15 protein-coding genes and 1 riboswitch are annotated in these 23,835 nt (G+C 40.5%); of the genes, 14 read left to right on the top strand and 1 reads right to left on the bottom strand.

Annotated features, from left to right (window positions below):
- Positions 1–296: 296 nt before the first annotated feature.
- From trxA to K6V48_RS09830, 9 genes are all read left to right on the top strand, one after another.
- Entirely contained in the window at positions 297–611 is a 315-nt protein-coding gene (gene trxA, locus K6V48_RS09870) for a thioredoxin (protein ID WP_222369441.1), read from the top strand.
- A 99-nt stretch (positions 612–710) separates the two neighbouring features.
- Positions 711–1,757 carry a DUF389 domain-containing protein gene (locus K6V48_RS09865; protein WP_172017464.1) on the top strand — a complete coding sequence of 349 codons (1,047 nt, stop codon included), beginning with the start codon at positions 711–713 and terminating at the stop codon, positions 1,755–1,757.
- A 119-nt stretch (positions 1,758–1,876) separates the two neighbouring features.
- Entirely contained in the window at positions 1,877–3,406 is a 1,530-nt protein-coding gene (locus K6V48_RS09860; RefSeq protein ID WP_222369440.1) for an AMP-binding protein, read from the top strand.
- Positions 3,407–3,445: 39 nt separating this feature from the next.
- Complete coding sequence (gene msrB, locus K6V48_RS09855) at positions 3,446–4,384, top strand: peptide-methionine (R)-S-oxide reductase MsrB (RefSeq protein WP_167785145.1); 939 nt, start codon at positions 3,446–3,448, stop codon at positions 4,382–4,384.
- Between the two features lie 109 nt (positions 4,385–4,493).
- Positions 4,494–4,583, top strand: a riboswitch (glycine riboswitch).
- A 104-nt stretch (positions 4,584–4,687) separates the two neighbouring features.
- On the top strand, positions 4,688–6,028 hold the full coding sequence (locus K6V48_RS09850; RefSeq protein ID WP_222369439.1) for an alanine/glycine:cation symporter family protein: 1,341 nt from the start codon (positions 4,688–4,690) through the stop codon (positions 6,026–6,028).
- Positions 6,029–6,208: 180 nt separating this feature from the next.
- Entirely contained in the window at positions 6,209–12,562 is a 6,354-nt protein-coding gene (locus K6V48_RS09845) for a ZmpA/ZmpB/ZmpC family metallo-endopeptidase (protein WP_222369438.1), read from the top strand.
- A gap of 72 nt (positions 12,563–12,634) precedes the next feature.
- Positions 12,635–13,129, top strand: a complete 495-nt coding sequence (locus K6V48_RS09840; RefSeq protein WP_222369437.1) for a GNAT family N-acetyltransferase — start codon at positions 12,635–12,637, stop codon at positions 13,127–13,129.
- A gap of 117 nt (positions 13,130–13,246) precedes the next feature.
- Positions 13,247–14,086, top strand: a complete 840-nt coding sequence (locus K6V48_RS09835) for a mechanosensitive ion channel family protein (protein ID WP_172085507.1) — start codon at positions 13,247–13,249, stop codon at positions 14,084–14,086.
- A 19-nt stretch (positions 14,087–14,105) separates the two neighbouring features.
- Positions 14,106–14,681 carry a DUF4352 domain-containing protein gene (locus K6V48_RS09830; RefSeq protein WP_256772939.1) on the top strand — a complete coding sequence of 192 codons (576 nt, stop codon included), beginning with the start codon at positions 14,106–14,108 and terminating at the stop codon, positions 14,679–14,681.
- A gap of 88 nt (positions 14,682–14,769) precedes the next feature.
- On the opposite strand, the gene gdhA is transcribed toward K6V48_RS09830, so the two are convergent.
- The gene (gene gdhA / locus K6V48_RS09825; RefSeq protein ID WP_172066799.1) at positions 14,770–16,116 is read right to left on the bottom strand and encodes an NADP-specific glutamate dehydrogenase; all 1,347 of its coding nucleotides are present in this window, start codon (positions 16,114–16,116) and stop codon (positions 14,770–14,772) included.
- A 266-nt stretch (positions 16,117–16,382) separates the two neighbouring features.
- Between gdhA and K6V48_RS09820 the strand changes: the two genes are divergently transcribed.
- The 5 genes from K6V48_RS09820 to K6V48_RS09800 all read left to right on the top strand — a co-directional run bounded on the left by K6V48_RS09820 (position 16,383) and on the right by K6V48_RS09800 (position 23,489).
- Entirely contained in the window at positions 16,383–19,010 is a 2,628-nt protein-coding gene (locus K6V48_RS09820; protein ID WP_222369436.1) for an LPXTG cell wall anchor domain-containing protein, read from the top strand.
- Between the two features lie 399 nt (positions 19,011–19,409).
- Positions 19,410–20,348: a dihydroorotate oxidase gene (locus K6V48_RS09815; protein ID WP_105126136.1), complete on the top strand. Its 939-nt coding sequence runs from the start codon at positions 19,410–19,412 to the stop codon at positions 20,346–20,348.
- Positions 20,349–20,562: 214 nt separating this feature from the next.
- Positions 20,563–21,834 carry a CapA family protein gene (locus tag K6V48_RS09810; protein WP_222369434.1) on the top strand — a complete coding sequence of 424 codons (1,272 nt, stop codon included), beginning with the start codon at positions 20,563–20,565 and terminating at the stop codon, positions 21,832–21,834.
- Between the two features lie 10 nt (positions 21,835–21,844).
- Positions 21,845–22,681 carry a Cof-type HAD-IIB family hydrolase gene (locus K6V48_RS09805; RefSeq protein ID WP_222369431.1) on the top strand — a complete coding sequence of 279 codons (837 nt, stop codon included), beginning with the start codon at positions 21,845–21,847 and terminating at the stop codon, positions 22,679–22,681.
- Between the two features lies 1 nt (position 22,682).
- Positions 22,683–23,489 carry a Cof-type HAD-IIB family hydrolase gene (locus K6V48_RS09800; protein WP_222369430.1) on the top strand — a complete coding sequence of 269 codons (807 nt, stop codon included), beginning with the start codon at positions 22,683–22,685 and terminating at the stop codon, positions 23,487–23,489.
- Positions 23,490–23,835 lie beyond the last annotated feature (346 nt).

Genomic DNA, 23,835 nt, shown 5'->3' with positions numbered 1-23,835 from the left:
GGTTTCTTGCCTAGACTATTATCTAAAACGACATGCGTTAAAAGTTAGTTGAACCGCCGTGTGCCGAACGGCACGCACGGTGGTGTGAGAGGGACTAGAAATTAGTCCCTACTCGATTGAATCTGGTACGTGATTCCCCCCTCGTCACCCTGTGGTCTAGTTTAGCTATACCCATTTTTTTACAACTGAAATTCTTATAGGTAGGTTTATCTCATGCTTCATTCCGTAGCAAAAATTCGCTTTCTATTTTCTTTTGGTGTAGAATAATAGTACAAAAAAAAGAAACGGAGAATTGTATGGTTCAAGTTGTTACAGATGCAAACTTTGAAGTTGAAACACAAGAAGGCTTAGTCCTTGTTGACTTTTGGGCACCATGGTGTGGTCCTTGTCGTATGCAAGCACCAATCTTAGAACAATTAGATGGTGAAGTGGATGAAGACGAATTACGTATTTATAAAATGGATGTAGATGAAAATCCAAACACAGCTCGTCAGTTTGGCATCATGTCTATCCCAACACTTTTGTTCAAAAAAGATGGACAGGTTGTGAAACAAGTTGCTGGTGTCCACACGAAAGATCAAATCAAAGCTATCTTGGCAGAGATTAGTTAGATAAAAAGGACTAAAAATAGTCCTTTTTATCTAACTAAAAATACAAACAATAAGTATAATATAGTAGGATATACAATATAATTTCTAAGAGTGGAGACTATGAAAAATAAGTATTTTTCAACAATGGAATACCGTAATAAGTTGTTTGACGAGTTAGACTTACAAACTCGTGATATGTTTATCTTAATGTGTGCAATTTTTATTGCATCTGTAGGCTTAAATATGAATGCTACGGCAGTTGTTATAGGTGCTATGTTAATTTCCCCCTTGATGACTCCGATAGTTGGTCTTGGTTTAGGTTTGGCAATCTATGACTTGTCATTGATGAAAAAAGCCTTGAAGTTATTGACCGTCGAAGTTATCATCAGCCTATTTGTTTCGAGTTTGTACTTCTATCTTTCACCCATTACAGTGGCTAGTTCTGAGTTAATTTCTCGAATTTCTCCCACTGTTTGGGATATTATGATTGCGATTGCTGGGGGTATAGCAGGTGTGATTGGTAGTCGGAAAAAAGAAGCAAATAATATCGTTCCAGGTGTTGCCATTGCAACAGCCCTAATGCCCCCAATTTGTACTGCTGGTTTCGGTTTGGCTCATGGGAATACTCAATATCTTTTTGGTGCTCTATACCTATTTTTGATTAACTGTATCTTCATCATGTTGACCACTTTTTTTGGGTCACGCTTTTTGATGAGACGGACGAAGGCAGTTGAGTTAAGTGATCTGAATCCCAAATTGAGATATGGAATGACTGCACTTGTTATTGCTTTAACTCTACCAAGTTTACTATCAGCGGGAAATTTGGTTGTAGATTATTCTCGTAGAGAGGCTATGAATCAATATATTAGTGAAAACTTTTCTTCATATACTATACTAAGTCGAACATATCTCAAGTCTAAAAATCAGTTGGAACTTACTATTATTGGACAGGAAATAACGCATCAGGAATTGGAAAGATTAGTACAAGAAAAATCAGGTTATGGTCTTGAAACATTATCGGTTAAAGTAAACCAAGTGGCTAGTTTATCCCAATCAGATGCTGAGGAGGTATATCAGTACATTGATCAGTATATTGAGCAAAAACTTTCCAAGGCAGATTCAGGAAGTGAGATAATTCAAGACGAGATAGAAATCGTGGATGAATAAATGTTGTAGGTGTTACTTGTGTCGACAATTTATATTGTGAGCTTTTCAAAATTGACATTGTGAAGGTTAGCACAAGATGTTATAATAACCTTATCATTGTCATTTTAGAAAGGTTAGATATGTCAACTATTAGTTACAAACCATTAAATCTCTATCGTCAGTTTAAAACAGCAGCTCAAGAGTTTCCAAATGTTGCCATTTATTTTGACAAACCCTACGCATCTTTCCCTGAATTAGGATTGGAAAATACCTATCAAACAGTTTTTGAAGCTATTCAAAAAAGAGCTGCCCAATTTGCAGCAGCAGGTATTGGCTATGGGGACAAGGTAATTCTATATAAGAGTCCAGCCTTTGATACCTATTTATTAGCAGTAGCGGTAACGGCATTGGGTGCTGTTCCTGTTATGATTTCCTACCATTTGCCATCTTCGAATTTAGATGTGTTTGCGGAGCGATTGGAAAAGTCTTTCATTGTCTACGACCAAGAAACGGAAGAACGTGTAGCAGGAATGACTCGAACTGATCTGGTCACAAAAGTATTTTTACCCCAAGTCCTAGTGCATGAAGCAGTTGCTTTTGAAGAAAATCTCCTGCCAGAAGATGTCATTCAATACATGACCCATACTTCGGGAACGACAGGTGTTCCAAAACTAATCTGCCACACAGCACAGACCATGGGCTGGCGAGTAGCTTGGCAACAAACTATTTTTGACAAGATGACGGAGAGAGGCTTGCTGGCCTTCCATATCTCCCCTGTACATTCACGCTATAATATCGGCGTGTCTTCTGCGATTGGGCTTGGATTCCCCCTCTACCCGCTTTCTTCTGCAAGAAAAGATGATGTTGAACGGGCACTTGCGCTTCACCGTCCAAGTGCTCTGGAAACCCATCCGAATAACTTTGTCCAATGGGCAAGATTGGCCAAGGAAAAACCAGAGGTCTTTAGTAGCATTCGTTATTACCATTCAACCTTTGATGCTATCAATATTGGTACGCTTCGCGCCTTCTTGGAGGCTTCTAAAGAGCAAGATCCAGTCTTTATGCAGGTTTATGGTCAAAGTGAATGTGGTCCAATGATTTTACGTTACCATCGCTTGGAAAACCTAGGAACAGTTAGCGGACGAGATATGGGGATTGGTCTGGAAGGTTACACAGAAGCACGCATCACAGATGCCCAAGGGAATCCTCTCCCAGCTGGAGAAAACGGCCATATCCAGTTCCTGTCAAAAGGCCGTGCTGTGACTTACTACAAAGAAGATGCCCGCTTCCAAGATAATGTGTACGGTGCTTGGTGGGATAGTGGTGACTACGGCTGCATGACTCCAGAGGGAACGCTTCTTCTAAAAGACCGTCAGGTTGACCTCATTGAGCACATCGACAGCAACCTTGCCTTGGAAGACCTATTGTTGGATAAATTGGACTTTTTATCAGAAGTCGTGATTATCCGGGATGTCAATGGTGCACCGCAGCCGATTATCGCCCTGGCAGAAGATGCTGAGATGAATTGGGAAGCTTGGTGGGCCATGGTTGCAGATCTACCACTATTGAAAGAGCCTATCTTGATGGCTTATGACGACATTCCACGAACTGCGACCATGAAGGTTCAACGCCTCAAAATGGAAGCAGAAATGAAAGAAAAAAATCTGTAAGGGTGACGAAACTACGCTAGCAGATAAGAAGGAGTTCACATGAAAGAAATTTATCTAGCAGGTGGTTGTTTCTGGGGAATGGAAGGCTACTTTTCCCAGATCGATGGTATTCTTGACACCAGTGTTGGCTATGCCAATGGACAGGTGGAGACGACCAATTATCAACTCCTCAAACAAACAGACCACGCAGAGACGCTCTATCTAGCCTATGATGAGACTCGTATCAATTTGCGGGAAATTCTCCTCTACTATTTCCGCGTCATTGATCCCTTCTCTGTCAATCAGCAGGGACCTGACAAGGGTCGCCAGTATCGGACTGGTATCTATTACACAGATGAGGCTGATTTGCCGACAATCGAGCAGGTCATGACGGAGCAGTCCCAACTCTTTGGTGGACGCCCCCTAGCCGTTGAAGTGGAGCCACTCGCGCATTACATCCCCGCCGAAGACTACCATCAGGATTATTTGAAGAAAAATCCCCAAGGGTACTGCCATATCGATCTTGGGCAGGCAAAAATCCCTCTGATTGATGTTGCGGACTACCAAAAGCCAGACCAGCAAGTCTTAAAAGACAGCTTGACCGACCTCCAGTATCAAGTCACTCAAGAAGCTGCGACGGAAAGACCCTTCGAAAATGAGTTTTGGAATAGCGACCAAGCTGGTATCTACGTCGATATTACGACTGGCGAGCCGCTCTTTCTCTCGACAGACAAATTCGACTCAGGCTGTGGCTGGCCCTCCTTTACCAAACCAATCAGCAAAGAAGTTGCGACTTATTTCCAAGATAAGTCCCACGGCATGAACCGTATTGAGGTTCGCAGCCGGGCTGGTCATGCTCATTTAGGTCATGTCTTTGATGACGGACCGCGTGATAAAGGTGGTCTCCGTTACTGTATCAACTCAGCAGCCCTTCGTTTCATACCGAGAGAGGAAATGGAAGAAGCAGGATATGGCTTGTTTTTAGATATTCTTTCTTAATTTTTCTGAAAATTCACTTGATTTTTTCTTGAAATAGGATTAAAATATAGGCAAGATAAAACTGAATAACCGGTTGATAGTGAATAGAAAGGATTGCTGACTGTTCACAGGACGGAACTCTGGAGAGACCATCACGGCACCGAAGGGGCAAGGTAGATTATCTACTGAAACTCTCAGGTAAAAGGACAGAGCGTATAAATGTAGGGTTTTCCTATATTTTTCGCATTACATCTAGAGGTTGAATTGTTCAGCCTCTTTTCGTTTTTCCAAAAGCTTTATCTAGACCTATTTTTCGGAGGAATCATGTTAGAACTATTTAAGGCTATCAACAACTTTGTTTGGGGACCGCCACTGCTATTGCTTTTAGTAGGTACAGGTGTCTATTTCACCATTCGTTTAGGATTGTTTCAACTAAGTAAACTACCCACAGCTTTTCGTTTGATATTTTCAAGTGATCAGTCTGGTCAAGGGGATGTATCGAGTTTTGCGGCATTGTGCACGGCCCTTGCAGCGACTGTCGGGACAGGAAATATTGTCGGGGTGGCAACTGCTATTACTACAGGGGGTCCTGGAGCCCTTTTCTGGATGTGGGTTGCTGCATTCTTTGGTATGGCAACGAAGTATGCGGAAGGATTTCTAGCAATCAAGTACAGAACCAGAGATGCAGATGGTCATGCGGCAGGTGGACCAATGCATTATATCACCATTGGTATGGGACAGAAATGGAAACCCCTAGCAATCTTCTTTGCCATTTCTGGTGTTTTGGTTGCTCTTTTGGGGATTGGGACATTTTCACAGGTCAATTCGATTACTTCTTCATTAGAAGTAAGCTTTGGTTTATCGCCGCAGTTGATTAGTATCCTCTTGGCCATTCTAGTGGCTGTCATCATTTTTGGTGGCATTGAGACGATTTCCCAAGTATCAACCAAGGTAGTTCCGTTCATGGCCATTCTCTACATTTTAGCAACAATTGTGATTTTAATAACACATGCAGATCAGTTGATTCCTGCGTTGAAATTAGTAGTTAGTTCAGCACTGACTCCTTCTGCAGCTGTTGGTGGTTTTGCTGGGGCAACAGTAAGAGAAGCAATCCAGAGAGGAATTGCTCGTGGTGTATTTTCTAATGAATCTGGTTTAGGTTCTGCTCCCATTGCCGCTGCTGCAGCCAAATCAGACAATGCCGTTGAGCAAGGTTTGATTTCTATGACCGGTACTTTCATTGATACCATTATTATCTGTAGTTTAACAGGTTTATCTATTTTGGTGACTGGTCAGTGGACGGTGGAAGGACTTGAGGGTGCTCCGCTGACTCAGGCAGCATTTGCAACTGTTTTTGGTAATCCAGGGACAATTGCCTTGACTATTAGCTTGGTTCTCTTTGCATTTACAACGATACTGGGATGGTCATATTATGGTGAGCGCTGTATTGAATTTCTTTTCGGAACAAAATCAATTTTACCCTATCGGTTGGTCTTCATACTAATGGTAGCTCTCGGTGGTTTCCTGAAGTTGGATTTGATTTGGACGATTGCGGACATTGTCAATGGTCTCATGGCCCTACCTAACTTGATTGCTTTGTTAGTCTTATCACCAGTTATTATCAAGGAAACACGGCAGTATTTTTCAAAAGGTAAAAAATTGTAATGGAAGGTAAAATACGACTACTTGTTAATCGAGGTCAATGATCTCGATTTTCTTATTTGAAAGAAACAAATAAGAAAAATTTTTAAGTTCTTAAGGTAAAAAAGAAATAAACAAAAAATTTGTACGAACCATTATGAGACGGTATAATTGTATGTATAATTAGCGATAATTGGAGAAAATATGAAAAACATTTTTAATGAAAAGCGAGAACGATTTGCTTTCCGTAAACTATCAATTGGACTTGTTTCTGCCACCCTAGCAAGTCTATTTTTTGTGACTTCTATTGCTACTGCCTCTTCAGTCAGTGCGCAGTCTATCAATTACACCTATGTGACCAAAGAAGAGTTGACTGATGCGGAAAAAGAATTGATTATTCGCGACTTGCCAGGTTTGGCACAAGAAACGGATTCTACCTACTATTTGGTTTATCGTCCTGTAGTGTCTTCAGGTTCTGATTCAAAAATCTTACCTGAAACAGGTGTCTTGGGAAATAGTGCGATGGTTGTTGCAGGTCTATCTCTCCTGGTTATTGCTGTAAAATTAGGCAAAAAAGGGAAGAAAGAATTTGCGGGAGTAATCATTCTTGCCGCAACGGGTGCAAGTTTCTTGGCACCGACAGGTTCAGCATTAACTAGCCATATTCTGGCTCAATTCAACCATGCGGTGGAACGTTCTGCAGGTCAGGCTTTACCAGCTCCAGCTGAGATTGAAGGCTATGTTTATGTGGGCTATTTTAAAGATAGCAAAGCGGTAGAAGAGCTTCCAGCAGAGGAGGAGAAAACAGCTGATAATGGGAACCAAGAAATCGTAACCGAAGTTCCAAATACTGCTCCAAGTCATGAGCTACCAGCAGCTGATATTACTGAGAATACTATCACAAACATGGAAATCATCGCCTTTGAGACTCAAACGGTTGAAAATCCAACCTTGGCCGAGGGAACAGAAAAAATTGTTCAAGAAGGTCAAAATGGCGAGCGGACCATTACCATCAAGCAAACACTTGTAGACGGTCAGGTTCTGAAGGAAGAGGAAGTTTCATCTGAAATTACCAAAACTGCTACTCCAAAAATTATTGAAATTGGGACAAAGAAGGCTGAAGAGTCTATCATAACTGCTCTTCCAGATACAGCACCAACGCACGAAATTCCAGCCTTGGAGGTTACAGAGAAAGTTGCTTCGCATACAGAATCGATTGCCTTTGAAACTGAGGAAGTCTATGATGATACTCTTCCAGATGGGACTAGATTGACTGTGCAGTCTGGACAAGCAGGTCAAAAGACAATTGAAACCAAGCAAACATTTATCGGTGATGTCTTGGTGAAGTCTGTGGTTGTGTCCGAAGCGGTTAGCCAAGCTCCTGTTAATCAAATCGTAAAAATTGGTACAAAACCAATTACTGCTCTTCCAGATACAGCTCCGACGCATGAAGTACCAGAAGTTGCCTTGACAGAAGATACGAAGATCAACACCGAGTCCATCCCTTTTGAAAGCCAAATTATCTATGATGCTACTCTGGATGAGGGAACTCGAAATGTGGATCAAGTTGGGCAAGCCGGTGTTTGGACGACAGTTACCAAGAATTACTATGCTGACGGTGTCTTGATCAAGTCTAAGCAGGTTTCCAGCTCGGTGACAAGCTCACCAGTTACTGAAATTGTTCGCATTGGAACAAAGAAAGCTGATACAGTCACAACTGAGACGGAATCAGCTACAAAAGTCATTCCATTTGAAATCAGCTACCAAGACGATGCGACCCTTCCAGTTGGTGAAGAAAAAATTATTACGGCTGGTCAAAATGGACTTGCTACTGTTATAACAACCTACACTCTTGTCAATGGCGTTCGTCAAGAAAATCCAACAGTGACTGAAACTGTGACCACTCAGCCTGTGACTCAAGTAGTTGCACGTGGTACGAAAATGGCTACCCCAACTCCAGTTGAACGCACAGAGACTGTTACTGAGACGGTAGAAATTCCATTTGAAACCAAGACAACAGAAACAGCGGATCTTTATACAGATGAAGAGCAAGTAGTAGTTGAGGGAAAAAATGGTTCTAAGGAAGTTACCACTACTTATCAGACAATCAACGGAGTCCGTCAACCAAACCCAACAGTGACTGAGAAAGTCATTAAAGAACCAACAACGAAAGTGGTTCTCAAAGGAACAAAACCAATAGAGGGTACGGAAACCGAAACGAATCAAGTTGAAATTACCTTTGAAACAGAGTATGTTGACGACCCGACACTGCTAGAAGGTAAGACCAAAGTTGTAACAGCGGGTGTAAATGGCTCTAAGACAGTTACAACAACTTACCAGACTATCAAGGGCGTTCGTCAGGAAAATCCTACTGTAACAGAAGAAATTACCAAACAACCTGTTAAGCAAGTCATTGCGCGTGGTACAAAGGTTGAAAAAGTACCACAAGTGATTATCACAGACTTGGTTGAAAATGACGATGCAAAGTCAGCGACAATTAGCTACAAGTTGACAGACGAAACATCTAATTTCCTCAGAGCAGTTGCACTTTTGTATGATAATACAGGTGCCTTGGTACAGGAACAGGCCATTACAGATCCAAATGGCGAAATTACCCTAGAAAATCTCGACTTCTACACAGACTATACTGTGAAGACCAAGATATTCTATACCCTAGATGAACAAGAACAAAGTTCAGAGCAAGAAGCTATTATTGAAAGCATGCGTCAGTTTGATTTAGTCTATAAAAAGATTGAAGTCAAAGATATTGATGCAGTGACTGTTTACCGTCGTAAGAATGGTAGCTACATCGGTCAAGAATTCTTGGAAGAACTGCCAGCATCCACCGATGAATTGTTTATCAAGGTGACTTCAGACCGCTTCAAGGAAGTATACCTACCTGTGTCAAGTATTGAAGAAACTACCTTGAATGGCAAAACAGTTTTCAAACTAGTTTCATCCTTTGATGAATTGGTACAGGATAAGGATGCCCAATACGTTGCCAACCGTGAATTCTACATTCCTAAGATGGCGACTGACGAAAATACCTATACTTCATTTAAAGCCTTGATCGACGCCATGAAGGCTAACCCAAGTGGTACTTTCAAACTAGGTGCACATTTGGACGCAAGTGAAGTCCCTGTTGGAGATATTCCATCTTATGTGACTGGATTTAGTGGTACCTTGGATGGGGTAAATGACGGTTATGTCTTCTCAATCAGCAACTTGAAAGCCCCATTGTTCTTTAACCTTGGTGGTAAAGTTCAAAACTTGGATATCAAGAATGCAAGCCTGAATACAAGCTCTAAGAACCCACTTGCTACAATTGCGATTAATGCCAACAATGCAACTATCACGAACGTAGCAGTAGAAGCGTCACTTAAAGGACCGCAAAACGTATCTGGTTTAGTTCATTCTGCAACAAATACTACTATTAAAGATGTATCCTTCAAGGGTAGTATCGAAGTAACCGGAACCGATGCAAGTCTAACTGGTGGTATCTTGGGTAACGGTACGATGGCAAGTGTTGGAAATGCCAAGGTTGATGCAACCATTACCCTCCCAGGTACAGAGAATCAAGTAGCTGGTGGTATCGTCGGTCGTACAATGCTTGTCTACGATGTACCAGGAAGTGTCTATAATGCATACGCAACAGGTTCCATTGTGACGACAGAAACAGGTGGTATCGTCGGCGGTATTGCCGGTGCCAACCAAGTAACAGGTGCCTATGCTCCATATAGTGGTAATGTTAATAATGTTATCAGCGATATGACTGGTACCACGAGCATAATCGGACTACCAGATAACCCAACTGGTAAGATTAAGGACGGTTTCACAACAACGACTGATAGTTTGACCAATGTTAAAGTTATCTCAGATGAAGAAGCTCAAGCTAAAGTAGAAGCTATGGCTATTCAAGCGACAATTGATGATTCTGTACCGCTTAACTTAAACAATTATTCAGTAGACTACTTGACCTTGGATAAGGCACAGGCTGACCACGAAATTGCCTACTACAACATGGAGAAAATCTTGCCATTCTACAACAAGGAACTTCTTGTCTATTATGGAAATAAGATTGCGACAGACGATAAGCTCAACAAGGTCCGTTTGCTGGATGTTGTACCAATGAAGGACAATGCTGTAGTTGCTGATGTCTACGCTGAGAAGACTAATATCAATAAGATTATGCTTCACTATGCAGATGGCACCGTGGAATATAAGACAGTCGCTTATCTAGAAGACTTCAAGAATAATCATGTGGTCGAGTACACCATTTCAGGTACGGACTTGATTTACACTCCAGAATCATTCTTGAATGACAGAAGTGCCCTTGTCAATGACTTGGTAAGCAGCCTGTCTACGGTTGTGCTCGACTCGGATGCCATGAAGGCGGTTATCAATTATCCAACGACTTTGGATGCTAATACTCAGACTGGCACAGCTAAAGACTTCTACTTTGGTGAAAGCTATGACCAAGTAATGGCCAACCTAGAAAGTAATGTTCGTAAGATTTTGGTAGCTAGTCTAAATGGTCAAGGTCAGGCTTCTGAAGACTACATCAAAGAGAAAATCACCAACAACAAAGAAGCCTTTGTGCTCGGTTTGACTTACTTGAACCGTTGGTATGACATCAACTTCGGAGAGATGAATACCAAAGATTTGACCATCTTTGAACCTGACTTCTTCGGAAATGATGCCGCATCTGCCCTTGATATGATTCTTGCAATTGGTAATGGTGGCTATGATGTTCTTCGTGCGCACAACAACGTGACCACTTTTGCATCCATCATTGGTAAACAAAATAATCAGGCTAAACTCTTCGATATGCTGGAAGACTATCGTGCCCTCTTCTTGCCAGAAATGACCAACAATGAATGGTTCAAGCAAACAACCAAGGCTTATGTTGTTGAAGGTAAATCCTTGATCCCAGAAGTAGCTGCTAAACAGGAAACGACAGATACATACAGCAAGTACAATGTGGGGGCTTATAGTAAGATTGTGAATGATACTGTATCCAACCCTACCTGGAAGTACAACCATATGCTCTTGCCACTCTTGACCTTGCCACAAGAAAATATCTTTATCATCACTAACATGAATACCATCGCGATTGGTTCATACGAACACTACGTAGATGATTATTCGACAGTGGAAAATCGTGATCAGGTTCGTCAGATGGTTGATTTGGCGGCAGAGCGTCAGCGTGATAATGCAGACTTCTGGTACAAGATTTTGGATGAAACCAACCGTGACAAGCTCTTCAGATCTGTTCTCAACAATGAAGGCTACCTGATGTATGGTCCAGATGGTACCAAGGCTTATCGTAACTTAACTGCTGATGTTGATGCTATTCAAGACTTCTACGGTCCGATCAACAAGTGGTACCGTGAGCATCCATCTATCAAGACTGCTTATGCGGACGGAAGTGAGACCTACTATATCACTTACGATATGCTGTCAGACTATGGTACAGCCCTTTATACTCACGAAATGGTCCACAACCAAGATGGTGATATTTATCTGAAAGGCTATGGACGTCGTATTGGTCAAGGTATGGAAGTTTACGCCCAAGGTCTTCTGCAAAATGTCTTCAATGTTACTGAGATGAACCTTGGATTCAACGCTGTCTATAATAGCGATGATGCCAACCGTGTCCATGTCGGAGACCCATTTGCACGTTTCAATAGCGAAGCAGATTTCAATGAGTATTACCATAACCAGTTCGATGTGCTGTACTTGTTGGATTACCTAGAAGGGACAAACATCTTGGCTCAATCAGATGCAGCGAAGAAAGCATGGTTGCGTAAGATTGAAAACTACTATGTCCAAAATAATGGTGTTGATACCCATGCTGGAAACTCTGCGCGTGCATTGACAGATGATGAAGTTGCGAGCTTGAAGACTTTCAATGATTTGATTGATCAGAGCATTATTGTTCAACGCCAATATGTCAACAATCCAACTAACACAAGCAAGAAGTGGGATCGAAACAGTTATGTCAGCGTTCCGATGTTTGCGGCTAACTTCTCAGCCCTTTCAAACTCAAACGGTTCACCAGGTGACATCATGTTCCGTCGCATGGCTTATGAATTGATTGCTGATAAGGGATATACAGATGGCTTTGTACCGTATGCTTCAGGGCAACTTTCAGATTATGCAATGGCTGATGGTTCCATTATCTATGATACTTGGAATAAGAAGGACACTGGTTTGATTACAGATGACCATGTTCTTGAATATGTCTTCCAAGGTCAATACGCTTCATGGGCTGACTTCAAGAAAGCTATGTTTACTGAGCGTTTGGAAAAAGCAGCAGCAGGCCAACTCAAACCGTTTACCCTGCAGTATGAACTTGGTGTTGCTGACTCAACCAAGGAAGTAACTATCACAGGCTTTGAACAGTTGCAAACCTTGATGAAAGAAGCCATGGAGGCAGACATCCAAGCAAATAGTTTAAACTTGAACAACAGCCGTGTTCATGCACTCAAAGTGAAAGTTTATCAAGCCTTGATGAACTCTACAAATGACTTCAGAACATCGATTTTTAACCCATAATCATAAACAAGTTGGTCTTGTGCCAACTTGTTTTTTTATGTATACTAGAGAAAAAATTTGGAGGTACATTAGATGATGATTAAACCACTGGAAACGAAAAGTGAAATGCTAGGTAAGGCCTATGTTCATTGGAAATCGTGGCAGGAGGCCTATGCTGACGTGTTACCTCAGGAATTTTTAAAGAATATTTACACCTTAGAACGCTGTCAAGACTGGGCAGTTCGGTATCCTCAGAATATCTTGATAGCTGTGATGGATGATAAGGTGGTTGGCTTTGCCTGTTACGGCTCGTCTAGTCAGGAGGATTTGCAAGGGGCAGGGGAGCTCTACGCTCTCTATGTCTTGGCGGACAATTATGATCAGGAGATAGGTTACCAGCTCATGCAGGCAGCTTTGGAAAAATTGCAGAGCTACGAAACAGTTACTCTCTGGGTATTGGAGGGGAATGCGCATGCCACTACCTTCTATGAAAAAGTGGGCTTCCGATTTGATGGTGTCAAAAAGATAGTTAATCTAGGTGTAGAACGTACAGAGTACCGCATGGTGTGGAGACGGATATCACAATGATTTCAACCAAGGTTTGATGGATTCTGTTAGCCATATTCTCAAATATTTTTAACGTATTAAGTCAGTCATTCGGCTGACTTTTTGCGTTTTTATTGTCATTTCTGCTATAATGAGTTTATGAATGATTTTATTACAAAGTACTTGTCTCAGTTTAATGTTGAGGCGATTGTGACTGCTAGCCTGAACAAGATTTTGTCTCTTATTTTACTGTTCATTACATTTTATATTCTAAAGAAAATCGCTAAAGCTTCAGTTAAAAAAGTGCTTGTGCCGTCTCTAAAGATTTCAAACCATGAGCAAGGACGCCAAAAGACAATCAGTCGATTAGTGGAAAGCAGTTTAAACTATCTCCTTTATTTTATTCTGCTTTACTGTGTACTCAGTATTCTAGGCTTACCTGTCTCAAGCTTGTTGGCAGGTGCTGGGATTGCAGGGGTTGCTGTTGGACTGGGAGCACAAGGATTTCTTTCAGACTTGGTGAATGGATTCTTTATCTTGATTGAACGACAGTTTGATGTTGGGGATGTTGTCAAGTTGACAAATGGACCAATTACTATTTCTGGTACGATTGTTAGCATGGGGATTCGGACAACGAAAGTGCGTGATGCAGATGGAACCCTACATTTTATTCCAAATCGTAATATTTTAGTTGTCAGCAATCAGTCGCGTGGGGAAATGCGTGCACAAATTGATATCCCTTTGAAATTTAATACAGATCTAGAACGAGTTTACCGTATTATAGAGGAAGTCAATAGTCGTGAGTTAAGCAAGTTTGAACAGATTACCAATGTCAGCATTTTAGGGCCGAAAACGACGGTAACAGGACAATTTGTTTTTCGTGTCAACTTATTTGTAACAAATGGTCAACAAACAGTTGCCTATCATCAATTTTTTGGTTTATACCAAGATGCACTAAGGCAAGCAGGTATCGAATTACCATCAGAGAACCTAGCGTAAGCTGAAGAGGAGGAGAAGATTGAAAGACTTTGTTATTGAAGATGGACAAATGTACTATCGAAAGAAACCTTTATACCGGCAACCACTTTTTTGGACAACAATTGTTGGGTTGGTACTAACCTTTGTATTAGGGGTTACATGTGTTATTTTGACTTTAGGGCTCAGTGTATCACAAAGTCAAGGGGTAACCTATCCAGATTATGTAGACGAGACTTTGACATATGAAGAGTACCAGATAGGTGATAAAGTTAACTTTTCAGATGGTCTGGATGTAACAGTGACATCGATGGGAAAAGATGACAGCGTAAGCTTAGTGGATGATTATTATAGTTCAGCATACGTTGTTGAGATGGAGGTTGAGAATGCAACAGATGAAAAAGTGTATTTTGATGAATATTATTTCAACCTTATCGATCCAACGACTCAAATACCTTATACATTAGACTTAAGTACATATGATGTCAATTTGGTTGAAAAGTTAGAACCAGGTGAGAAAATAAATGTAAAACTCATTTATGGTGTAGATGACGAGACAAGTTTTGGTTTCGTTTATGAAGAGGCCATGTGGACAGATTTGATTTCTGAAGGAATCTAATAGAAAAAATCCCGAATTGATTTTTGCAATTCGGGATTTCGCTTATAGTTATTTAATTGGTTGGAGGCTATCACAAATAATCTGGAGATTATACCAAACCTTGAGCGATCATTGCATCTGCAATTTGTTCAAACGCAGCAATGTTTGCGCCAGCAAGGTAGTCTTTACCAAGGTCGTATTTTTCTGCAGTTTCTTTAGCTGTGTTGAAGATGTTTGCCATGATGTCTTTAAGACGACCATCAACTTCTTCACGAGTCCATGACAAGCGAAGGCTGTTTTGGCTCATTTCAAGTGCTGATACGGCAACACCACCAGCGTTCGCAGCTTTAGCAAGACCGTAAAGAACACCGTTTTCTTTGTAAACTTTGATTGCATCTAGGTCAGATGGCATGTTAGCACCTTCAGCTACACAGTAAACGCCATTTTTCACAAGGGCAGCAGCTTGCTCGCCGTTGATTTCATTTTGAGTTGCACATGGAAGAGCAATATCTGCTTTGCCATCGTAGTTCCATACAGAACCTTCAAAGTATTTTGCAGTTGGTTTTTCAGCAGCATATTCAGTCAAACGAGCGCGGCGTTTTTCTTTAATGTCTACCAAGAGGTCGAAGTCGATACCAGTTTCGTCAATGATGTAACCATTTGAATCAGAAACAGAGATGACTTTTGCACCAAGTTCAGTAGCTTTTTGAACTGCGTATTGAGCAACGTTACCAGAACCTGAGATAAGAACAGTTTGGTCTTTAAATGATTTACCGTTTGCTGCCAACATATTGTCAGTGAAGTAAACTAAACCATAACCAGTTGCTTCTGGACGGATCAATGAACCACCAAAGCCAAGAGGTTTACCAGTCAAGACACCAGCATCAAATTGACGTAGGCGTTTGTATTGACCATATAAGTAACCAATTTCACGTCCACCAACACCGATATCACCAGCAGGTACATCGAGTGAAGGACCGATGTGTTTTTGCAATTCAGTCATGAAGCTTTGGCAGAAACGCATGATTTCAGCGTCAGTTTTTCCTTTAGGATCAAAGTCTGAACCACCTTTACCACCGCCGATTGGAAGACCAGTCAAAACGTTTTTGAAGATTTGTTCAAAACCAAGGAATTTTAAGATAGATTGAGTAACAGTTGGGTGGAAACGAAGACCACCTTTGTATGGACCTACAGCTGAGTTGAATTGAACACGGTAGCCACGGTTAACTTGAATATTACCATCTTTATCAGTCCAAGGAACACGGAAGCTGATAACACGTTCTGGCTCAACGATACGAGCAAGAATATTTTCTTCAATATATTCTGGATGTGCTTCAAAGACAGGCTCAAGGGTAGAGAAGAGCTCTTCTACAGCTTGAAGGAATTCTGTCTCGTGTGGATTACGAGCTTTAACAGCTTCGAATGACGCTTGGATGTATGCTTTTGCATTTGTCATGTGGATCACCTGATTTCTTTATTATTTATTAAATTGTCTGACAATTTAATTTATCTGAAAATTATTATAGCACTATGATTTTTAATTGTAAAGAAGAAAATGATAAATTTTCGAAATTTTCTGTACAGAAATTTGGGACAGATTTTGCTTGATCAAATTGAAGCAAATAGTATGTAAAAAAAAACGAATCTTATTTATATGAAAATTGACAAATGATGGGTAATGATATAATATAAAATTGTAAGTAAAATATAGGGGTGTAATATATGAAAAAGAAGAAATACATCGTTGGTACACTTGCTGCAGGTACTGCCCTCACACTTGCAACTGTGGGGACTAATACCGTGTTGGCTGATACAGTTCAACTAGTAAACAATGAGACAGAAGGGACGATTACGTCTGATAAAGAGACATTTGCATCTGTTGAAACTTTATCAAATTCACAAGCAACGATAACTGCGGCTGAGGTACAAGCAGCAGGCGAAGATATGGAGCAAGCACAATCAGCAGTAGATGCACAACAGGCTGTTGTTGAAACTGCTACTCAAGCTTTCGGAACAGCTGAGCAAGTTGCCGCTCAAGTCAATGAACAATTAACCATTTCTGAGGAAACAGCGGCTCAAGCGACGCCAGAAGCTATTCAAAAAGCAGAGGCAGCCGTTGAACAAGCAAAAGCTAGCCAAATAACAAGAGAAACTTCTATTCAACCTGCAAATGATTCTGTTAATCAAGCGCAAGAGGAGGTAGATGCACAAGTTAAAGTAGTAGATACGGCTAAACAAGTGACCTCTAAAGAGCAGGCTGATGTAGATGCAGCGCAACTTGAAGTAAGTAAAGTCGAGGCTACTTTTGATTCAGCAACACTATTGCAAGCGCAACAAGAAGCGGGTAGCTTAGATGCGAAAGTTAAGGAAGAGCAAAAAACAGTTTCTGATCTAACATCGAATCTAGCTAGCAAAGAACAAGATGAAGCTGAGTTGATTGCGAATGGCAGTAAAACCCGTACAGAATTAGAACAAGCTGTAACAAGTGCAGGACCAGAATACTATACAGAAGTAGTAGAACGTGAGTTAGCAAGACATGAGGTAAGTGAGAGCGAGTCGGTTTCAACACCGAAGGAACCAACATTTATTGGAAATGATGGAAAAACTTATTATGTAGTAGCAAATGAAAATGTCCTATTTGATGGAGAGAAAGTTGAAACAATTGTTCTTCCAAATAAAGAAGCACTAAACCAGCAGAAGGTAGTTGACTATAGAAAAGTCTCTGAGTATGTTCGTGAATATATTGTTGAATTACGCCGCATCAATGGTATTGATATTCCAGTTCCTGAGGTAACGGAATCAGCTTTGAAATGGGCCAAAGCTAGAACGGATGAGATGGCAAAAAATGACAAACTCAGCCACGATACTGCCTTGAATCCTGCTGATTTTAATCTTTTGGATGAAACAGAGAATGCTTCATGGGGTTCATTACCTGCTGAGTCTAATTTAGACGAAAGACAAATTGCCTATAATGAAGTGTTGAGCTATTTCAATGATTATACAAATGCAAGCAGTTATGGTTCTGAGACCCCTGAGACAGCGAATGTCTTCAATTATGGACACAGAACCCCACTTTTAGGGGCATCAGGTACAGGATTTGCGATTCAACTTACAGATGGATATGGGATTCTGACCTTTGTTTCAACTGATGATCGGGATGTCTATGGAGTACTCCCATCAACATTAGATGAAAGTGTATATACAGAATATGAATCTGGTGGAACAGTCTATAAAAATCCGCCATACAGCTCCTATTTTCTATCAGATGCAGAAAATAAAGATGCGGATCCTCTTCGCTCAGAATACTATTTTAACGGAAAACGGATTAAATTCCTTCCAAAAACAACCTTCCGTTATATTTGGGAAGAGACTCTCTATCATAAAAATACTAAGCGAGAAGAGGCAGTTGTGGCCTTAACGAACTTCAACGCTACTCAGAAAACAGCTGAACAGACTATTGCGAGCGCTATTTCTACAGTGAAAACAGATTTAGTGACAGCTCAAAATAAACTGTCAGCAGATGAAAAAGCGTTAAAACTTGCTAATGAACGTGTAACAGCGCTTACTGCAGATAATGCTGTGAAAGTACAAGCTCTTAAAGATGCCCAAGATGAACTAGCACGACAACAATCAGAGTTAAGCATAGCGAATGACAATCAAGTGAAAGAGGAAGATAAACTTGCTCGTTTAGAAGGAGATCTTGCTAAAGCGCTAGAAAAACGCAAGCAGGCTCAATCAGATTTAGACCTGGCCAAGAAAGCTGTTTTAGATGCTGAGCAGGCTTTGCTTAATTTACAAACTGCACAAGAAAAACTTGAGAATGCACAAGTTCTTTATGCGGAAGCTCAACAAAAACTAGCAGATACCAAAGAAAAACTGAATACCGAACGCTCAATCCTTGAGGATTTACAAGCTGCACTCAAAGCTAAACAGGTATATTACAAAGAACTCTATGCCAAGTTTGAAACTGCTCAAGCGATACTCAAGGACCTTGAAGATAAGGCAAGAGACAACGTAATAGTCACTCTTCCTGACGGCACTATTATTGCAGTACCAAAAGAGACACCACATGCTGACGCAAGACCAGCTATTAACATTAATGATATTAATGAAAAAATCGCTAAAGGTCAAAGTGTGAAAATTGTTGACGATGAGGTGGTGGTTAATAAACTGAAATCTGTAGTTACTCTGCCACAAACAGCTACTAGGGAAAAAGTGACTTACTCGCATATTGAGCATTCTAAGACATTACCAAATACAGGTGTAGAAGAAAGTAATCTCTTGATTGGTATCGGAACTGTATTAGGTGGACTTGGACTGGCAAGCATTAGAAGACGTCAACAAGGATGATAAATTAAATATATAAATCTTCTTACCGGAAAATTCGGTAGGGAGATTTTTTTCATTTTTCATTTGAACAATTAGCTAGTTTTTTATATTCATAAGTAACAGTATTCAATATTTCGCTTAAAGATGATGCTGTGCAATATTGAAAATTTCCACACTGATTAAGATCTAACTACTAATAAATACGCTAGGATTAAGTTATCGGATGTCTATGTTTAAAAAATGCAGTTCAAAACTCTTTTCAAATTTTAGATTTTTTGCCCTTTCTCTTACGTTTCAAATTCAATTGATTTTTATCAAGAATGGTACAAATTAAAAAATCCGAACGTTAGTAGTAAATGAAGAAAATCCGTTTGTTTCTTATGATATAATTTAGAAAGAATGACCTATATGGAGGATAGTATGGTTTCAACAGCAACAACTTTAGGTGGATTTCAGTTTGATAATTGCTTGATGAATGCAGCTGGTGTTTGGTGTATGACCAAGGAAGAGCTAAATGAAGTGAAACAGTCTGCAGCAGGAACGTTTGTTACAAAAACAGCAACCTTAGAATATCGTTCGGGAAATCCAGAACCACGGTACCAGAATGTGCCACTTGGTTCTATTAATTCGATGGGCTTGCCGAATCAAGGCTTGGCTTATTATTTGGATTATTTGTTGGAATTGCAGGAAACGGAACCAGAACGCACATTTGTTTTATCCTTAGTTGGAATGTCGCCAGATGAAACGCATCAGATTTTAAAAACAGTAGAGGCTAGTGACTTTAAAGGATTAACGGAACTAAACCTCTCTTGTCCCAATGTTCCCGGAAAACCACAAATTGCATATGATTTTGAAACGACGGAAGCCATTTTGCGCGAAGTATTCACGTATTTTACAAAACCGCTCGGTATAAAGTTGCCACCTTACTTTGATATTGTTCATTTTGATCAAGCAGCAGCAATCTTTAATCAGTTTCCACTAGCCTTTGTCAATTGTGTCAATTCAATTGGTAACGGTCTCTACATTGAAGATGAATCAGTGGTTATCAAGCCCAAAAATGGTTTTGGGGGTATTGGAGGAGAATATATCAAACCAACTGCCCTTGCCAATGTCCATGCCTTTTACCAACGGTTGAAACCTGAAATTCAGATTGTTGGAACAGGTGGTGTTCTGACGGGACGTGATGCTTTTGAGCATATTTTATGTGGTGCTAGTATGGTTCAAATTGGGACTACTCTTCATAAAGAAGGTCCTGTCGCTTTTGAACGAATCACAGCTGAATTGCAAGCCATCATGCTTGAAAAAGGTTATCACAGTATTGAAGACTTCCGAGGGAAGTTACGGCATTTAGATGACTAGGTGTGAGAAGAACTAAGAAAAGACTGGAATGTATTGTATTTCCAGCCTTTTTATTTTCAGAAATTTTGTTTAACAATGCTTTCCGGTCGGAAGATACCGAAACTTGAATTTTTACAAAAGGTATTTGAATTTAGAAATGGCTAATTTCTTTAGATTTTTTGAAGAAAAAGTCGTATAATAAGTAAGTAATGAAGTTGATATGAGGTGGATTGATATGGGAAGAAGAACTAGCTATGGTCGCAGAAATAGACGAGCAGTATCACGGACAAGAGGGCACTTTTTCTTCATTTGTGCATTAGCCGGAGTATTGTTGTCTATTATACTTTTAAATGAATATTTCACTTCAGGAAAAAGTCAGCCTGCAGAAAAACAACAAACTGAGTCTAGTAAGGGCACGCCATCAAGTCACGCTTCAACAGTAGAAACTGCTCGGATTATGGCCCATGGGGATTTACTGTATCATTTACCAATTCTTCGAGGGTCAGAGCAATTTGATGGGAGTTATGACTTTTCGGAGAATTTTACCTATGTCAAGCCCTGGATAGACCAGGCAGATTTTGCAATTGCAGATTTTGAAGGGACTATTTCGCCAGATTTTGATTTGGCGGGGTATCCACTTTTTAATGCCCCTAGCATCGTTGCCACCAATATTCATGATGCAGGCTATGACTTGGTGGACTTGGCTCACAATCATATCCTAGATTCTCATCTTTCAGGTCTGATTTCCACAGTTAATGCTTTCCAGCAAGCTGGAGTGGACACGGTTGGAGTTTATGCTGACGGAAATCGGTCAACTGCTCCAGTCTATATTCGTGAGGTAAATGGTATTCGAATTGCAGTATTAGCCTATGCATACGGATTCAATGGGATGGAGGCTTTACTGAGTCAAGAGGAATATGATGCTTATTTATCAGATTTCAATCAAGAAAAGATGCAAGAAGAGATTGAACAGGCTGAAAAAGAGGCGGACATTACCATTGTCATGCCTCAGACGGGTGTGGAATACCAGTTGGAGCCAACGGAAGAACAGACGAGTCTATATCGGGAAATGGTAGACTGGGGAGCAGACATTATTTTTGGAGGACATCCTCATGTGGTTGAACCAGCTGAAATTATTGAGAAAGACGGCCAGAAAAAATTGATTATCTACTCTATGGGAAATTTTCTGTCTAATCAGCGTATAGAAACCATGGGAGACACCCCTAATGCCCAGTGGACTGAGAGAGGTGTTCTAATGGATGTGACCATTCAGAAAAAGGATGGTCAGACAAGTATTCAAGCAGCTCAAGCTCATCCCACTTGGGTTAGTCGTGTTTCAAAGGGGACTTATTCAACAGAAGGCTATGAACAATTTACTTATCAAACCTATATATTAGAAGATTGGATTGCTGGTGGGCAGTATTATGGACAGTTGGACCCTGAGACACAGGCGCGTGTGGATACAGCCTATCAGGAAATGAAGGAATTTGTCAATTTAACATGGTAAGGAGAAAAAAATGACGGTTGGATTAATCGCAACAGATATGGATGGAACATTTTTAGATGGTCAGGGAAGTTTTGATAAAGAACGTTTTTCTATCATTTTGAATCAATTAGATCAAAAAAATATTCCTTTTGTGATTGCTAGCGGCAATGGAATGGGTAGATTATTGCAACTTTGTAAAGGATTTGAAGACCGACTAATCTTTGTTGCAGATAATGGGGCTCATGTCTATCAGAATGGTAAAACACTTATCCGTCGTGCCATTCTGCAAGAGGAAACGAAGGCTATTTTAGATTTTTTCAGCGGACAATGGGCTGACGTGTGTCTGATGTTATCAAATGAAGAAAATATTTATATGCAGGTAGGAGCAAACATGCCTTTTGCAGGAACTGATTTACCAATCGAGCCTGCACAAATGGCTGCTTTCCAAAATCGAGTAAAATACTTAGAAAATCTCAGTATTTATCCTACCTCTGATCCGATTTATAAGGTCGGTCTATGGGTGCCTGAAAATCGCGTAGATCAGCTAACTGAGCGGTTTAATCAGGCTTTTCAAGGTCGATTAGTTGCAGTAACGAGTGGGTACGGCTCTATTGATATCTTACCACATGGTATTCATAAGGCTTGGGGCTTGGAGCAGGTTTTGAACAGTTTAGGGATTGACCCTGAACACGTGATGGCATTTGGTGATTCAGACAATGATGTCGAATTATTGTCCTACGTAGGGTACTCCTATGCTATGGAAAATGCGACTGACAAGGTTAAAGCTGTTGCAAAATACTTGGCTCCCCACCATAGTCAAGCTGGTGTTTTTCGTGTAATAGAAAATTATATTGGAAAGGAAGAATAATATGATTCGCTTAGTTGCTTTTGATATGGATGGAACTTTTCTCAACTCACAAAACGATTATGATCGTTCAAGATTCAAGAGAATATTTAAACAACTACAAGAACAGGGGATTAGAGTAGCGGCCATTTCTGGAAACCAATACCAACAGATTCGTTCCTTTTTTACGGAAGAGGCAAATCATATGACCATTGTTTCTGAAGTGGGTGCCGTTATTGTGGAAAATGGTGTTAGAATTTTTGATACACATTTTGAGAAGCCTGTTGTTGAGCGAGTATTGGAAATATTACATCAAAAAGATTTACTTAAATCTTGTTCCGTTAGTGGTTTTAAAGCACTTTATTATGCAAAAGATGTGAAGGATGATTTTAAACAATTAATTCAAGGTCATAATTTTGTCTGTGAGGAGGTGGAAAGCCTCTTGCAGTTACCAGATGATGAGATTACGCTGATTACTCTTAATCTACCTAAAGAGACAGTTTCAGCATTATTGGAGGAACTGAATCAGGCTAGTCACGGACAAGCACGTGCTGTGTCAAGTGGATTTGGTTTTATTGATATTATTCCTCCTGGAGTGAATAAGGGTATCGCTTTAGACTTTCTTGCCCGTCGATGGGGGATTTCTCCTAATGAAGTAATGGTATTTGGTGATAGTGGTAACGATTTAGAAATGCTCGAATATGCTACATATTCCTATGCGATGGAAGGTAGTCCAGAGGAAGTGATTAGAGCAGCAAAATTTGTCGCTCCTTCAAATAATCAATCAGGAGTATTAGAAGTGGTTGAACAAGTACTGCTGACCTCAAACTAAAACAGCTTGACTGCTTAAAGGCGGTCAAGCTGTTTTAGTAGGTAATGATATCGTCATTTAGATTATACTCTTCAAAAATCAAAAGCAGATGTTGTTGACTTGATTTGATGAGTGGAAGGCTCCAGTGGAGCCTTTCAGCCTGTTACCTTGAAACAAAATAGTAACAGGGCTCTTATCTGCATCAGCGTCGCCTAGTCTGATAAGGAACTGAGGTGAAGGCCGTACTGTCTGTAGCTTCTTGTCGCCTAGGACTAAAACCAAACTAAAACACTCAAAAAGCAACGGTCACTGACTTTATTTCCAACTTAAAGAAGTCCCCCGGACTTCAGCTACTGACATCCAGCTC

The organism is Streptococcus suis (assembly GCF_019794555.1).
In the GTDB taxonomy this organism is placed as follows: domain Bacteria; phylum Bacillota; class Bacilli; order Lactobacillales; family Streptococcaceae; genus Streptococcus; species Streptococcus suis_AB.
Note: the sequence above shows the minus strand (reverse complement) of the source record. Positions and strands in the feature narration are given on the sequence as shown.